The sequence below is a fragment of the Aliivibrio friggae genome (assembly GCF_057368515.1).
This window is the reverse complement of sequence record NZ_CM170649.1, coordinates 399,334-418,004: the sequence shown is the minus strand read 5'-3', so window position 1 is coordinate 418,004 and position 18,671 is coordinate 399,334. Positions and strand designations below refer to the sequence as shown.

Below are 18,671 nucleotides of genomic sequence, written 5' to 3'. Positions count from 1 at the left end.
GTTAACTATGTGATAAATTTCATTGATAATATTAATGTCTGCATTGCAAAGTGGTGCTACTGGTAAATGGATTTGGGAATTAACGTCATGGCTTCTAAAACATCAGAAAATACTAAACAAAACATTGTAATTGATAAGAATGGTAATTTAAAACTGATTAATGCGGGCGAACCGCTTTTACCAGGTGAAATCGTTATTGGAAATGAATTAGGTGATTTTTCAGTAGAAGCTTCTGATTTTCCAGGAAAAAATGATGATGTTAATGCAATTTTAGATGCGATTTCTGATGGAGAAGACCCAAGTTTAGTTACTGAGGCCCCGGCTGCCGGTGAAGACAGCGGTTCAAGCTTAACAGCTTCTACTGAGATTGAAAGAATAGGAAAAAGCACTGTTGCTGAAACTAGTTTTGACACCTCTTCTCTAGAGTCCATAGGTTTATCAAAAACCCAAAGTTTAACATTACTAGAACAATATAAGGTGTATAGGGAGACTGGAGATCTTCAGGTTCCTGATCCAAGTAATGGTCTAGTTAAAACAGCGCCAAGTATTTCTATTGCTGAAATTGATGCAAATGGCGTGATTAATGAAGAGAGTGCTGCGAATGGTATTCAAGTTGAAGTGACGCTACCTACAGGGACAGAGAAAGCCGACATTATTGAGCTACGTGATGGTGCAAATAATGTGGTAGGGACACACCTAATCACCGAAGATGACATCACGAGCGGTAAAGTGGAGATCACCGTACCAACGGTAGAGAATGATGGTGACTATGAATATGTTGCTGATATTACTGATCCAAGTGGTGATACCGGCCCAAGTTCTAATAAAGTTGAGTTTGAGTTGGACATCACTTACGGTGAAGACGGCGACGATGCTGGCGATGAAATCACGCCAGCAAGCGTGAGCATCACGGACAACAGTGGCGTCAACGACGATGGCGCGGAAGTCATCAACAAGACAGAAAAAGCGACCATCACCGGCACAATCGGTGAGGGCGGCGCGACGCTGGACAGCCTGGTCATCAGTGACGGCAGCACCAGCATCACCATCGACCTTACGGGCGACAATGTCACCATCAATGAGGATGGCACTTACAGCGTTGTGGACGTAGACGTGAGTGGTCTGAACGATGGCGAGTTGACGGTCACCGCGGGCAGCACCGACGTGGACGGCAACACCACCGATAAGACAAACACGGTCGTGAAAGACACGACTTACGGTGAAGACGGCGACGATGCTGGCGATGAAATCACGCCAGCAAGCGTGAGCATCACGGACAACAGTGGCGTCAACGACGATGGCGCGGAAGTCATCAACAAGACAGAAAAAGCGACCATCACCGGCACAATCGGTGAGGGCGGCGCGACGCTGGACAGCCTGGTCATCAGTGACGGCAGCACCAGCATCACCATCGACCTTACGGGCGACAATGTCACCATCAATGAGGATGGCACTTACAGCGTTGTGGACGTAGACGTGAGTGGTCTGAACGATGGCGAGTTGACGGTCACCGCGGGCAGCACCGACGTGGACGGCAACACCACCGATAAGACAAACACGGTCGTGAAAGACACGACTTACGGTGAAGACGGCGACGATGCTGGCGATGAAATCACGCCAGCAAGCGTGAGCATCACGGACAACAGTGGCGTCAACGACGATGGCGCGGAAGTCATCAACAAGACAGAAAAAGCGACCATCACCGGCACAATCGGTGAGGGCGGCGCGACGCTGGACAGCCTGGTCATCAGTGACGGCAGCACCAGCATCACCATCGACCTTACGGGCGACAATGTCACCATCAATGAGGATGGCACTTACAGCGTTGTGGACGTAGACGTGAGTGGTCTGAACGATGGCGAGTTGACGGTCACCGCGGGCAGCACCGACGTGGACGGCAACACCACCGATAAGACAAACACGGTCGTGAAAGACACGACTTACGGTGAAGACGGCGACGATGCTGGCGATGAAATCACGCCAGCAAGCGTGAGCATCACGGACAACAGTGGCGTCAACGACGATGGCGCGGAAGTCATCAACAAGACAGAAAAAGCGACCATCACCGGCACAATCGGTGAGGGCGGCGCGACGCTGGACAGCCTGGTCATCAGTGACGGCAGCACCAGCATCACCATCGACCTTACGGGCGACAATGTCACCATCAATGAGGATGGCACTTACAGCGTTGTGGACGTAGACGTGAGTGGTCTGAACGATGGCGAGTTGACGGTCACCGCGGGCAGCACCGACGTGGACGGCAACACCACCGATAAGACAAACACGGTCGTGAAAGACACGACTTACGGTGAAGACGGCGACGATGCTGGCGATGAAATCACGCCAGCAAGCGTGAGCATCACGGACAACAGTGGCGTCAACGACGATGGCGCGGAAGTCATCAACAAGACAGAAAAAGCGACCATCACCGGCACAATCGGTGAGGGCGGCGCGACGCTGGACAGCCTGGTCATCAGTGACGGCAGCACCAGCATCACCATCGACCTTACGGGCGACAATGTCACCATCAATGAGGATGGCACTTACAGCGTTGTGGACGTAGACGTGAGTGGTCTGAACGATGGCGAGTTGACGGTCACCGCGGGCAGCACCGACGTGGACGGCAACACCACCGATAAGACAAACACGGTCGTGAAAGACACGACTTACGGTGAAGACGGCGACGATGCTGGCGATGAAATCACGCCAGCAAGCGTGAGCATCACGGACAACAGTGGCGTCAACGACGATGGCGCGGAAGTCATCAACAAGACAGAAAAAGCGACCATCACCGGCACAATCGGTGAGGGCGGCGCGACGCTGGACAGCCTGGTCATCAGTGACGGCAGCACCAGCATCACCATCGACCTTACGGGCGACAATGTCACCATCAATGAGGATGGCACTTACAGCGTTGTGGACGTAGACGTGAGTGGTCTGAACGATGGCGAGTTGACGGTCACCGCGGGCAGCACCGACGTGGACGGCAACACCACCGATAAGACAAACACGGTCGTGAAAGACACGACTTACGGTGAAGACGGCGACGATGCTGGCGATGAAATCACGCCAGCAAGCGTGAGCATCACGGACAACAGTGGCGTCAACGACGATGGCGCGGAAGTCATCAACAAGACAGAAAAAGCGACCATCACCGGCACAATCGGTGAGGGCGGCGCGACGCTGGACAGCCTGGTCATCAGTGACGGCAGCACCAGCATCACCATCGACCTTACGGGCGACAATGTCACCATCAATGAGGATGGCACTTACAGCGTTGTGGACGTAGACGTGAGTGGTCTGAACGATGGCGAGTTGACGGTCACCGCGGGCAGCACCGACGTGGACGGCAACACCACCGATAAGACAAACACGGTCGTGAAAGACACGACTTACGGTGAAGACGGCGACGATGCTGGCGATGAAATCACGCCAGCAAGCGTGAGCATCACGGACAACAGTGGCGTCAACGACGATGGCGCGGAAGTCATCAACAAGACAGAAAAAGCGACCATCACCGGCACAATCGGTGAGGGCGGCGCGACGCTGGACAGCCTGGTCATCAGTGACGGCAGCACCAGCATCACCATCGACCTTACGGGCGACAATGTCACCATCAATGAGGATGGCACTTACAGCGTTGTGGACGTAGACGTGAGTGGTCTGAACGATGGCGAGTTGACGGTCACCGCGGGCAGCACCGACGTGGACGGCAACACCACCGATAAGACAAACACGGTCGTGAAAGACACGACTTACGGTGAAGACGGCGACGATGCTGGCGATGAAATCACGCCAGCAAGCGTGAGCATCACGGACAACAGTGGCGTCAACGACGATGGCGCGGAAGTCATCAACAAGACAGAAAAAGCGACCATCACCGGCACAATCGGTGAGGGCGGCGCGACGCTGGACAGCCTGGTCATCAGTGACGGCAGCACCAGCATCACCATCGACCTTACGGGCGACAATGTCACCATCAATGAGGATGGCACTTACAGCGTTGTGGACGTAGACGTGAGTGGTCTGAACGATGGCGAGTTGACGGTCACCGCGGGCAGCACCGACGTGGACGGCAACACCACCGATAAGACAAACACGGTCGTGAAAGACACGACTTACGGTGAAGACGGCGACGATGCTGGCGATGAAATCACGCCAGCAAGCGTGAGCATCACGGACAACAGTGGCGTCAACGACGATGGCGCGGAAGTCATCAACAAGACAGAAAAAGCGACCATCACCGGCACAATCGGTGAGGGCGGCGCGACGCTGGACAGCCTGGTCATCAGTGACGGCAGCACCAGCATCACCATCGACCTTACGGGCGACAATGTCACCATCAATGAGGATGGCACTTACAGCGTTGTGGACGTAGACGTGAGTGGTCTGAACGATGGCGAGTTGACGGTCACCGCGGGCAGCACCGACGTGGACGGCAACACCACCGATAAGACAAACACGGTCGTGAAAGACACGACTTACGGTGAAGACGGCGACGATGCTGGCGATGAAATCACGCCAGCAAGCGTGAGCATCACGGACAACAGTGGCGTCAACGACGATGGCGCGGAAGTCATCAACAAGACAGAAAAAGCGACCATCACCGGCACAATCGGTGAGGGCGGCGCGACGCTGGACAGCCTGGTCATCAGTGACGGCAGCACCAGCATCACCATCGACCTTACGGGCGACAATGTCACCATCAATGAGGATGGCACTTACAGCGTTGTGGACGTAGACGTGAGTGGTCTGAACGATGGCGAGTTGACGGTCACCGCGGGCAGCACCGACGTGGACGGCAACACCACCGATAAGACAAACACGGTCGTGAAAGACACGACTTACGGTGAAGACGGCGACGATGCTGGCGATGAAATCACGCCAGCAAGCGTGAGCATCACGGACAACAGTGGCGTCAACGACGATGGCGCGGAAGTCATCAACAAGACAGAAAAAGCGACCATCACCGGCACAATCGGTGAGGGCGGCGCGACGCTGGACAGCCTGGTCATCAGTGACGGCAGCACCAGCATCACCATCGACCTTACGGGCGACAATGTCACCATCAATGAGGATGGCACTTACAGCGTTGTGGACGTAGACGTGAGTGGTCTGAACGATGGCGAGTTGACGGTCACCGCGGGCAGCACCGACGTGGACGGCAACACCACCGATAAGACAAACACGGTCGTGAAAGACACGACTTACGGTGAAGACGGCGACGATGCTGGCGATGAAATCACGCCAGCAAGCGTGAGCATCACGGACAACAGTGGCGTCAACGACGATGGCGCGGAAGTCATCAACAAGACAGAAAAAGCGACCATCACCGGCACAATCGGTGAGGGCGGCGCGACGCTGGACAGCCTGGTCATCAGTGACGGCAGCACCAGCATCACCATCGACCTTACGGGCGACAATGTCACCATCAATGAGGATGGCACTTACAGCGTTGTGGACGTAGACGTGAGTGGTCTGAACGATGGCGAGTTGACGGTCACCGCGGGCAGCACCGACGTGGACGGCAACACCACCGATAAGACAAACACGGTCGTGAAAGACACGACTTACGGTGAAGACGGCGACGATGCTGGCGATGAAATCACGCCAGCAAGCGTGAGCATCACGGACAACAGTGGCGTCAACGACGATGGCGCGGAAGTCATCAACAAGACAGAAAAAGCGACCATCACCGGCACAATCGGTGAGGGCGGCGCGACGCTGGACAGCCTGGTCATCAGTGACGGCAGCACCAGCATCACCATCGACCTTACGGGCGACAATGTCACCATCAATGAGGATGGCACTTACAGCGTTGTGGACGTAGACGTGAGTGGTCTGAACGATGGCGAGTTGACGGTCACCGCGGGCAGCACCGACGTGGACGGCAACACCACCGATAAGACAAACACGGTCGTGAAAGACACGACTTACGGTGAAGACGGCGACGATGCTGGCGATGAAATCACGCCAGCAAGCGTGAGCATCACGGACAACAGTGGCGTCAACGACGATGGCGCGGAAGTCATCAACAAGACAGAAAAAGCGACCATCACCGGCACAATCGGTGAGGGCGGCGCGACGCTGGACAGCCTGGTCATCAGTGACGGCAGCACCAGCATCACCATCGACCTTACGGGCGACAATGTCACCATCAATGAGGATGGCACTTACAGCGTTGTGGACGTAGACGTGAGTGGTCTGAACGATGGCGAGTTGACGGTCACCGCGGGCAGCACCGACGTGGACGGCAACACCACCGATAAGACAAACACGGTCGTGAAAGACACGACTTACGGTGAAGACGGCGACGATGCTGGCGATGAAATCACGCCAGCAAGCGTGAGCATCACGGACAACAGTGGCGTCAACGACGATGGCGCGGAAGTCATCAACAAGACAGAAAAAGCGACCATCACCGGCACAATCGGTGAGGGCGGCGCGACGCTGGACAGCCTGGTCATCAGTGACGGCAGCACCAGCATCACCATCGACCTTACGGGCGACAATGTCACCATCAATGAGGATGGCACTTACAGCGTTGTGGACGTAGACGTGAGTGGTCTGAACGATGGCGAGTTGACGGTCACCGCGGGCAGCACCGACGTGGACGGCAACACCACCGATAAGACAAACACGGTCGTGAAAGACACGACTTACGGTGAAGACGGCGACGATGCTGGCGATGAAATCACGCCAGCAAGCGTGAGCATCACGGACAACAGTGGCGTCAACGACGATGGCGCGGAAGTCATCAACAAGACAGAAAAAGCGACCATCACCGGCACAATCGGTGAGGGCGGCGCGACGCTGGACAGCCTGGTCATCAGTGACGGCAGCACCAGCATCACCATCGACCTTACGGGCGACAATGTCACCATCAATGAGGATGGCACTTACAGCGTTGTGGACGTAGACGTGAGTGGTCTGAACGATGGCGAGTTGACGGTCACCGCGGGCAGCACCGACGTGGACGGCAACACCACCGATAAGACAAACACGGTCGTGAAAGACACGACTTACGGTGAAGACGGCGACGATGCTGGCGATGAAATCACGCCAGCAAGCGTGAGCATCACGGACAACAGTGGCGTCAACGACGATGGCGCGGAAGTCATCAACAAGACAGAAAAAGCGACCATCACCGGCACAATCGGTGAGGGCGGCGCGACGCTGGACAGCCTGGTCATCAGTGACGGCAGCACCAGCATCACCATCGACCTTACGGGCGACAATGTCACCATCAATGAGGATGGCACTTACAGCGTTGTGGACGTAGACGTGAGTGGTCTGAACGATGGCGAGTTGACGGTCACCGCGGGCAGCACCGACGTGGACGGCAACACCACCGATAAGACAAACACGGTCGTGAAAGACACGACTTACGGTGAAGACGGCGACGATGCTGGCGATGAAATCACGCCAGCAAGCGTGAGCATCACGGACAACAGTGGCGTCAACGACGATGGCGCGGAAGTCATCAACAAGACAGAAAAAGCGACCATCACCGGCACAATCGGTGAGGGCGGCGCGACGCTGGACAGCCTGGTCATCAGTGACGGCAGCACCAGCATCACCATCGACCTTACGGGCGACAATGTCACCATCAATGAGGATGGCACTTACAGCGTTGTGGACGTAGACGTGAGTGGTCTGAACGATGGCGAGTTGACGGTCACCGCGGGCAGCACCGACGTGGACGGCAACACCACCGATAAGACAAACACGGTCGTGAAAGACACGACTTACGGTGAAGACGGCGACGATGCTGGCGATGAAATCACGCCAGCAAGCGTGAGCATCACGGACAACAGTGGCGTCAACGACGATGGCGCGGAAGTCATCAACAAGACAGAAAAAGCGACCATCACCGGCACAATCGGTGAGGGCGGCGCGACGCTGGACAGCCTGGTCATCAGTGACGGCAGCACCAGCATCACCATCGACCTTACGGGCGACAATGTCACCATCAATGAGGATGGCACTTACAGCGTTGTGGACGTAGACGTGAGTGGTCTGAACGATGGCGAGTTGACGGTCACCGCGGGCAGCACCGACGTGGACGGCAACACCACCGATAAGACAAACACGGTCGTGAAAGACACGACTTACGGTGAAGACGGCGACGATGCTGGCGATGAAATCACGCCAGCAAGCGTGAGCATCACGGACAACAGTGGCGTCAACGACGATGGCGCGGAAGTCATCAACAAGACAGAAAAAGCGACCATCACCGGCACAATCGGTGAGGGCGGCGCGACGCTGGACAGCCTGGTCATCAGTGACGGCAGCACCAGCATCACCATCGACCTTACGGGCGACAATGTCACCATCAATGAGGATGGCACTTACAGCGTTGTGGACGTAGACGTGAGTGGTCTGAACGATGGCGAGTTGACGGTCACCGCGGGCAGCACCGACGTGGACGGCAACACCACCGATAAGACAAACACGGTCGTGAAAGACACGACTTACGGTGAAGACGGCGACGATGCTGGCGATGAAATCACGCCAGCAAGCGTGAGCATCACGGACAACAGTGGCGTCAACGACGATGGCGCGGAAGTCATCAACAAGACAGAAAAAGCGACCATCACCGGCACAATCGGTGAGGGCGGCGCGACGCTGGACAGCCTGGTCATCAGTGACGGCAGCACCAGCATCACCATCGACCTTACGGGCGACAATGTCACCATCAATGAGGATGGCACTTACAGCGTTGTGGACGTAGACGTGAGTGGTCTGAACGATGGCGAGTTGACGGTCACCGCGGGCAGCACCGACGTGGACGGCAACACCACCGATAAGACAAACACGGTCGTGAAAGACACGACTTACGGTGAAGACGGCGACGATGCTGGCGATGAAATCACGCCAGCAAGCGTGAGCATCACGGACAACAGTGGCGTCAACGACGATGGCGCGGAAGTCATCAACAAGACAGAAAAAGCGACCATCACCGGCACAATCGGTGAGGGCGGCGCGACGCTGGACAGCCTGGTCATCAGTGACGGCAGCACCAGCATCACCATCGACCTTACGGGCGACAATGTCACCATCAATGAGGATGGCACTTACAGCGTTGTGGACGTAGACGTGAGTGGTCTGAACGATGGCGAGTTGACGGTCACCGCGGGCAGCACCGACGTGGACGGCAACACCACCGATAAGACAAACACGGTCGTGAAAGACACGACTTACGGTGAAGACGGCGACGATGCTGGCGATGAAATCACGCCAGCAAGCGTGAGCATCACGGACAACAGTGGCGTCAACGACGATGGCGCGGAAGTCATCAACAAGACAGAAAAAGCGACCATCACCGGCACAATCGGTGAGGGCGGCGCGACGCTGGACAGCCTGGTCATCAGTGACGGCAGCACCAGCATCACCATCGACCTTACGGGCGACAATGTCACCATCAATGAGGATGGCACTTACAGCGTTGTGGACGTAGACGTGAGTGGTCTGAACGATGGCGAGTTGACGGTCACCGCGGGCAGCACCGACGTGGACGGCAACACCACCGATAAGACAAACACGGTCGTGAAAGACACGACTTACGGTGAAGACGGCGACGATGCTGGCGATGAAATCACGCCAGCAAGCGTGAGCATCACGGACAACAGTGGCGTCAACGACGATGGCGCGGAAGTCATCAACAAGACAGAAAAAGCGACCATCACCGGCACAATCGGTGAGGGCGGCGCGACGCTGGACAGCCTGGTCATCAGTGACGGCAGCACCAGCATCACCATCGACCTTACGGGCGACAATGTCACCATCAATGAGGATGGCACTTACAGCGTTGTGGACGTAGACGTGAGTGGTCTGAACGATGGCGAGTTGACGGTCACCGCGGGCAGCACCGACGTGGACGGCAACACCACCGATAAGACAAACACGGTCGTGAAAGACACGACTTACGGTGAAGACGGCGACGATGCTGGCGATGAAATCACGCCAGCAAGCGTGAGCATCACGGACAACAGTGGCGTCAACGACGATGGCGCGGAAGTCATCAACAAGACAGAAAAAGCGACCATCACCGGCACAATCGGTGAGGGCGGCGCGACGCTGGACAGCCTGGTCATCAGTGACGGCAGCACCAGCATCACCATCGACCTTACGGGCGACAATGTCACCATCAATGAGGATGGCACTTACAGCGTTGTGGACGTAGACGTGAGTGGTCTGAACGATGGCGAGTTGACGGTCACCGCGGGCAGCACCGACGTGGACGGCAACACCACCGATAAGACAAACACGGTCGTGAAAGACACGACTTACGGTGAAGACGGCGACGATGCTGGCGATGAAATCACGCCAGCAAGCGTGAGCATCACGGACAACAGTGGCGTCAACGACGATGGCGCGGAAGTCATCAACAAGACAGAAAAAGCGACCATCACCGGCACAATCGGTGAGGGCGGCGCGACGCTGGACAGCCTGGTCATCAGTGACGGCAGCACCAGCATCACCATCGACCTTACGGGCGACAATGTCACCATCAATGAGGATGGCACTTACAGCGTTGTGGACGTAGACGTGAGTGGTCTGAACGATGGCGAGTTGACGGTCACCGCGGGCAGCACCGACGTGGACGGCAACACCACCGATAAGACAAACACGGTCGTGAAAGACACGACTTACGGTGAAGACGGCGACGATGCTGGCGATGAAATCACGCCAGCAAGCGTGAGCATCACGGACAACAGTGGCGTCAACGACGATGGCGCGGAAGTCATCAACAAGACAGAAAAAGCGACCATCACCGGCACAATCGGTGAGGGCGGCGCGACGCTGGACAGCCTGGTCATCAGTGACGGCAGCACCAGCATCACCATCGACCTTACGGGCGACAATGTCACCATCAATGAGGATGGCACTTACAGCGTTGTGGACGTAGACGTGAGTGGTCTGAACGATGGCGAGTTGACGGTCACCGCGGGCAGCACCGACGTGGACGGCAACACCACCGATAAGACAAACACGGTCGTGAAAGACACGACTTACGGTGAAGACGGCGACGATGCTGGCGATGAAATCACGCCAGCAAGCGTGAGCATCACGGACAACAGTGGCGTCAACGACGATGGCGCGGAAGTCATCAACAAGACAGAAAAAGCGACCATCACCGGCACAATCGGTGAGGGCGGCGCGACGCTGGACAGCCTGGTCATCAGTGACGGCAGCACCAGCATCACCATCGACCTTACGGGCGACAATGTCACCATCAATGAGGATGGCACTTACAGCGTTGTGGACGTAGACGTGAGTGGTCTGAACGATGGCGAGTTGACGGTCACCGCGGGCAGCACCGACGTGGACGGCAACACCACCGATAAGACAAACACGGTCGTGAAAGACACGACTTACGGTGAAGACGGCGACGATGCTGGCGATGAAATCACGCCAGCAAGCGTGAGCATCACGGACAACAGTGGCGTCAACGACGATGGCGCGGAAGTCATCAACAAGACAGAAAAAGCGACCATCACCGGCACAATCGGTGAGGGCGGCGCGACGCTGGACAGCCTGGTCATCAGTGACGGCAGCACCAGCATCACCATCGACCTTACGGGCGACAATGTCACCATCAATGAGGATGGCACTTACAGCGTTGTGGACGTAGACGTGAGTGGTCTGAACGATGGCGAGTTGACGGTCACCGCGGGCAGCACCGACGTGGACGGCAACACCACCGATAAGACAAACACGGTCGTGAAAGACACGACTTACGGTGAAGACGGCGACGATGCTGGCGATGAAATCACGCCAGCAAGCGTGAGCATCACGGACAACAGTGGCGTCAACGACGATGGCGCGGAAGTCATCAACAAGACAGAAAAAGCGACCATCACCGGCACAATCGGTGAGGGCGGCGCGACGCTGGACAGCCTGGTCATCAGTGACGGCAGCACCAGCATCACCATCGACCTTACGGGCGACAATGTCACCATCAATGAGGATGGCACTTACAGCGTTGTGGACGTAGACGTGAGTGGTCTGAACGATGGCGAGTTGACGGTCACCGCGGGCAGCACCGACGTGGACGGCAACACCACCGATAAGACAAACACGGTCGTGAAAGACACGACTTACGGTGAAGACGGCGACGATGCTGGCGATGAAATCACGCCAGCAAGCGTGAGCATCACGGACAACAGTGGCGTCAACGACGATGGCGCGGAAGTCATCAACAAGACAGAAAAAGCGACCATCACCGGCACAATCGGTGAGGGCGGCGCGACGCTGGACAGCCTGGTCATCAGTGACGGCAGCACCAGCATCACCATCGACCTTACGGGCGACAATGTCACCATCAATGAGGATGGCACTTACAGCGTTGTGGACGTAGACGTGAGTGGTCTGAACGATGGCGAGTTGACGGTCACCGCGGGCAGCACCGACGTGGACGGCAACACCACCGATAAGACAAACACGGTCGTGAAAGACACGACTTACGGTGAAGACGGCGACGATGCTGGCGATGAAATCACGCCAGCAAGCGTGAGCATCACGGACAACAGTGGCGTCAACGACGATGGCGCGGAAGTCATCAACAAGACAGAAAAAGCGACCATCACCGGCACAATCGGTGAGGGCGGCGCGACGCTGGACAGCCTGGTCATCAGTGACGGCAGCACCAGCATCACCATCGACCTTACGGGCGACAATGTCACCATCAATGAGGATGGCACTTACAGCGTTGTGGACGTAGACGTGAGTGGTCTGAACGATGGCGAGTTGACGGTCACCGCGGGCAGCACCGACGTGGACGGCAACACCACCGATAAGACAAACACGGTCGTGAAAGACACGACTTACGGTGAAGACGGCGACGATGCTGGCGATGAAATCACGCCAGCAAGCGTGAGCATCACGGACAACAGTGGCGTCAACGACGATGGCGCGGAAGTCATCAACAAGACAGAAAAAGCGACCATCACCGGCACAATCGGTGAGGGCGGCGCGACGCTGGACAGCCTGGTCATCAGTGACGGCAGCACCAGCATCACCATCGACCTTACGGGCGACAATGTCACCATCAATGAGGATGGCACTTACAGCGTTGTGGACGTAGACGTGAGTGGTCTGAACGATGGCGAGTTGACGGTCACCGCGGGCAGCACCGACGTGGACGGCAACACCACCGATAAGACAAACACGGTCGTGAAAGACACGACTTACGGTGAAGACGGCGACGATGCTGGCGATGAAATCACGCCAGCAAGCGTGAGCATCACGGACAACAGTGGCGTCAACGACGATGGCGCGGAAGTCATCAACAAGACAGAAAAAGCGACCATCACCGGCACAATCGGTGAGGGCGGCGCGACGCTGGACAGCCTGGTCATCAGTGACGGCAGCACCAGCATCACCATCGACCTTACGGGCGACAATGTCACCATCAATGAGGATGGCACTTACAGCGTTGTGGACGTAGACGTGAGTGGTCTGAACGATGGCGAGTTGACGGTCACCGCGGGCAGCACCGACGTGGACGGCAACACCACCGATAAGACAAACACGGTCGTGAAAGACACGACTTACGGTGAAGACGGCGACGATGCTGGCGATGAAATCACGCCAGCAAGCGTGAGCATCACGGACAACAGTGGCGTCAACGACGATGGCGCGGAAGTCATCAACAAGACAGAAAAAGCGACCATCACCGGCACAATCGGTGAGGGCGGCGCGACGCTGGACAGCCTGGTCATCAGTGACGGCAGCACCAGCATCACCATCGACCTTACGGGCGACAATGTCACCATCAATGAGGATGGCACTTACAGCGTTGTGGACGTAGACGTGAGTGGTCTGAACGATGGCGAGTTGACGGTCACCGCGGGCAGCACCGACGTGGACGGCAACACCACCGATAAGACAAACACGGTCGTGAAAGACACGACTTACGGTGAAGACGGCGACGATGCTGGCGATGAAATCACGCCAGCAAGCGTGAGCATCACGGACAACAGTGGCGTCAACGACGATGGCGCGGAAGTCATCAACAAGACAGAAAAAGCGACCATCACCGGCACAATCGGTGAGGGCGGCGCGACGCTGGACAGCCTGGTCATCAGTGACGGCAGCACCAGCATCACCATCGACCTTACGGGCGACAATGTCACCATCAATGAGGATGGCACTTACAGCGTTGTGGACGTAGACGTGAGTGGTCTGAACGATGGCGAGTTGACGGTCACCGCGGGCAGCACCGACGTGGACGGCAACACCACCGATAAGACAAACACGGTCGTGAAAGACACGACTTACGGTGAAGACGGCGACGATGCTGGCGATGAAATCACGCCAGCAAGCGTGAGCATCACGGACAACAGTGGCGTCAACGACGATGGCGCGGAAGTCATCAACAAGACAGAAAAAGCGACCATCACCGGCACAATCGGTGAGGGCGGCGCGACGCTGGACAGCCTGGTCATCAGTGACGGCAGCACCAGCATCACCATCGACCTTACGGGCGACAATGTCACCATCAATGAGGATGGCACTTACAGCGTTGTGGACGTAGACGTGAGTGGTCTGAACGATGGCGAGTTGACGGTCACCGCGGGCAGCACCGACGTGGACGGCAACACCACCGATAAGACAAACACGGTCGTGAAAGACACGACTTACGGTGAAGACGGCGACGATGCTGGCGATGAAATCACGCCAGCAAGCGTGAGCATCACGGACAACAGTGGCGTCAACGACGATGGCGCGGAAGTCATCAACAAGACAGAAAAAGCGACCATCACCGGCACAATCGGTGAGGGCGGCGCGACGCTGGACAGCCTGGTCATCAGTGACGGCAGCACCAGCATCACCATCGACCTTACGGGCGACAATGTCACCATCAATGAGGATGGCACTTACAGCGTTGTGGACGTAGACGTGAGTGGTCTGAACGATGGCGAGTTGACGGTCACCGCGGGCAGCACCGACGTGGACGGCAACACCACCGATAAGACAAACACGGTCGTGAAAGACACTATTATACCTAACACAGATCCAATCGCAGATGATTTTGAAATCAAGCTAACTAATGGAACAAGTACTCAGTTTTCTTTTGAACCGCATGTAAGTGATCTCGAAGATGATGCAAGTGATACTGATAACAAATTTGTAGATATCACGATAACAGATTCTCCTGAGTTCGGTACGCTTTATCTTGTTGATGGAGACATTCGTACTGAAATAACAGCAACAACAGTATTAACTGAAGATTCTCAAATTGAATATGAACTTAACGATGCAATAAACGATGACTTGAGTTTTAATGCAACAGAAGATTTTGCTCCTAACTATAATAACGGGATGGTGACGTCTTTCACTTTAGCTAGCGGTGTTATTGTGTCTGGGGGAACTTATTCTGGAACAAGACCTGATACGACAAGTACATTAGTGGCAGATGAACTTTATTATGATTCAGCAGTTAACGAGACTGGGCTTGGTGTTGGCAGTAGTGAAATAGATGTAAATTCGCAAGACTATATTGAAGTGGACTTTACTAATGTAGGAAATACAAATACAACAGATATTGATATTAAAGAAGTTAATATTGATTTTGGTAGTGTCTTTGGTAATTATTCAGAAAATAGTAATGCGAATGCTGAAATTCATATCTTATTATTTAAAGATGGAGTTCTTGTTGGAGAAAGCCCTTATACCTTCGGTGATGAAACTCATAATGTTTATGATGGTAGCGGTGAGTTTACCGCTAATATTCAGCTTGATAGCGGCTTTGACCAAATTCGGGTTTATACCGTTCATGGAGAGGGTTCCACTGCGTCAAATTCGAATGTGACATTGCAAGGTGTTGAAGTCGTTGATGCTATGGTGAGTGAAGATATTCCTTATCAAGCAACAGATAGTGATGATGCTACCGATACTGGTGTTATTACCGTTTCAACTGATAGTACTGAGCGTGCGATAAATAATGCCCCAATCATTGACGATTCAGTATTTAATGCGACGTATGAAGATGTCGCTATCCCATTAAATTTAAACGACTTGCTGATAACAGATCTGGATGGAGATGATGTAACGTTAACTAATATTACGGTTGATCCAGCATTTGGTTCTTTAGATCTTATTTTTAATGATGATGAAGTTATAGGTGCTCAATTTACGCCTGCAGAAAATGTACATTTTGATAGTAATAATGCGGTTGAATTTGAAATAACAGCGACCGACGGATATCAATCATCAAAAGGAACAGCAACGCTTATAGTTAATGCGATAGCGGATGAACCAACCTTATCTGTTGTGCTGGGTGAATCAGTAATTACTGGTCCTGGTTTTGATACAAGTGATGTAAATTCAGTTAAAGACTTCTTTGTTAATGGCGGAGCTATACCTGGTATAGGGAATGTTGTTTATAGCGGTGAAATGGTGCTTGGTGATGACGGTAACAATTTAATTATTGGTACTGGTATTGTAAATAATTTGATTGGTGATTCGGTTGCAGGCACTGGTAACGATGTTTTTGTTGGTGGATCTAATAACGATTCAATCTATGGAGGAACAGGACCCCTTGATTCTGGTATTGATGGCGTTATATATAGTGGAAAAATAAGTGAATATTTAATCGTAAACCAAGGTGGAGCACATGGTGGAGGTGTCGATCATTGGGTTGTAACAGATACATTAGGTAGAGATACCGGATATGACCATACAGCACCTGAAGATAATGGTGATCAGTTATATCAAATCGAGCGATTAATCTTTTCTGATGCCATTGTTGAGCTAAATTCTGATGGAACGTATACGATTCTACAAGAGACAGAAACGACACTAGATTTATCCGCATCTGTAATGGATACAGATGGTAGTGAATATTTAGATACTATTAATATCTCGGGTCTTCCTGCAGGGGCTCAAATTTTTGATAAAGACTCCAACCGACCTCTTGGAGAATTTAAAGAGATCAACGGCGAGCAAATTTGGGTGATTGATATTGCCGGCCAAGATACTCAAACGATTAATTACGATAATTTAGTTGTTCGTTATCCATCGGCAGAAACTCTTGATATTGATGTTTCAGTAGTTGCAAAAGAATCTTCAAATAATTCAGAAGCGACAACAGCTGTTAATGCTTCACCTAGCCAAGATATACATGCAGATCAAGGGGGGGAAACACCGACAACATTGATTTCTTTAGTTCTTGATTCATCCGGTAGTATGGATCACAAACCGTTTAAATCTGATGACTCAAATCCAGATCAAGATAAAACAAGAATGGAACTAGTTTTAGAAGCATCCATTGCCATGCTTCGTAATGTTAAGTATCAGGAGGGTTCTGAAGAGGTTCTAGTTCAATTGGTTGATTTTGATAACCAAAAAAATAACAGTGAGGATGAAGATGTAGAGTCGCTTGGTTGGTTCTCCGTCCAAAGTGCAATTGATGCATTAAATGCTGCTTTAATTAATATTGCGGAAGAAGATGACGATGAAGATTTTTATCCAGAAGGAGGTACTGATTACGAAGAAGGTATCTACGCGGTAATTTCGGGCTATCAAGACTCTCAAGTTATCGATATTACAGGAGAAACCAATGATGTAGTTTACTTCTTTAGTGACGGTAATAATGATGGTGGTTGGCAAGGTGGTAATAACGGACCGAAAGATATTTGGAAAGATTTTATTATAGGCAAAGATGTTACTGCTATTGGTATTGTAAGAGATGCAAATACAACGCTAAGTGGGCTAAATCAGATTTCTGATAAAGTGGTTTATCTTACCGATGGACAATTGCTCACAGAGTTGCCAAAGCTTCGCCCTACTATTGGGCAAGCAGGAGCACTACTTATGGGGATCATTGGGTTAGATGCTGCAGCCATTATTATTGATGAAACCAAAACAGAAGTATTGCAAGTTATTGATCAAAACGGTGCAATTTCAATTACAACCTACGTCGTTAGTAAGGATAGTAATCAACTGCTTATTGATACTGAATATGGTGATTTTCGTATTGAAGAAGATGGGTCTTATTATTTCCAACCATCATTATCAGCCCCTGAAATTGAATCAGGAAAATCAGTCGCTTTTGAAGTCTTATATACGACAGTAGATGATAATGGTGTAGAAGATGAGCAACTTGTAACTTTAAATATAAGCCCTAGTGGAGAAGTAAATGCTGCTGTTACTTCTAGCCTTAATGCCTCTACTGGTGATGATGTAGTTATCGGTTCGGATAATAGGGATATTATTTTAGGCCACGAAGGTAATGACATTTTAATTGGTGGATTAGGTGACGATATTTTAGTGGGCGGCGCAGGTGAAGATATCTTTAAGTGGGTTGATCAAGGGGCTGACAGCGGTACAGATACAATCAAAGATTTTACTGTTGGTGAGGACTTAATTGACCTAACCGAAATTATCGGTGGCGATGATGACGTTATTAATATGGAAGATCTACTTTCCCACATTACTGTTTCTGAAAGCGGAGATGATCTAACTCTATCCATTACAGACGATGCAGGTAAAGCTCATGAAATCATTGTTGAAGGTGCAGTTGATTCATTTGGATTAGAAGACGCTAACTTCTCTAATCAATCAGAAATACTGACTAAGTTGTTGAACGATCAAATGTTCAAATTAGATGATATTACTTAATTAGTGTATCAATCTTAAATTAAGGGCCTGTTTTGGCCCTT

1 protein-coding gene is annotated in these 18,671 nt (G+C 53.0%); it reads left to right on the top strand.

Annotated elements, in window-relative coordinates; genetic code table 11:
• Window positions 1-87 precede the first annotated feature (87 nt).
• Entirely contained in the window at window positions 88-18,630 is an 18,543-nt protein-coding gene (locus AC2INI_RS15330; protein WP_486317280.1) for a hypothetical protein, read from the top strand.
• The last annotated feature ends 41 nt before the right edge of the window (window positions 18,631-18,671 follow it).